The following is a 611-nucleotide window of genomic DNA, read 5'->3' on the forward strand; positions in this document are numbered from 1 at the left end:
CGATGCGGTGACCGGCGCCGGTCGGTACCGGGTCGGCCGCAAAGTCCTGATCCGTGCCGATGGTGGTGGCGGCACCCACGAGTTCCTCGACTATCTGGCACGCCGGCACCTGGCCTACTCCATCGGCTTCAGTCTCACGGACAAGCTCGCAGCCGCCGTCGACCTCGTTCCGGACGCCGGGTGGATCCCCGCGATCGACAACGACAGCGGTGAACTCCTCGACGGGGCCTGGATCGCCGAGCTCACACACATAGTGGACTTGACCACGTGGCCTGCGGGGATGCGGCTGATCGTGCGTGCTGAACGCCCGCACCCCGGAGCGCAACTGACGTTCACCGACCGCGACGGACTGCGGCTGACCGCGTTCGTCACCAACAGTCGCGGCCCGGTCGAACGCCTCGAGCTGCGGCACCGGCGTCGCGCCCGCTGCGAGGACCGCATCCGCAATCTCAAGGACACCGGCCTGCGGAACCTCCCGCTGCACCAGTTCGCGAAGAACCAGATCTGGACCGCGATCGCCGCACTGGCTGCCGACCTCATCGCCTGGACCCAAATGCTCGCCCTGACCAGCCATGATGCCCGCCGGTGGGAACCCAAACGTCTACGTCACC

1 protein-coding gene is annotated in these 611 nt (G+C 67.8%); it reads left to right on the top strand.

The window, feature by feature from the left end; all coding sequences use genetic code 11:
- Window positions 1-611: transposase (locus tag AXK60_RS10495; protein ID WP_139057878.1), on the top strand; the 611-nt coding region annotated here is incomplete at both ends.

Origin of the sequence: Tsukamurella pseudospumae (assembly GCF_001575195.1) — a bacterium.
Lineage (GTDB): Bacteria > Actinomycetota > Actinomycetes > Mycobacteriales > Mycobacteriaceae > Tsukamurella > Tsukamurella pseudospumae.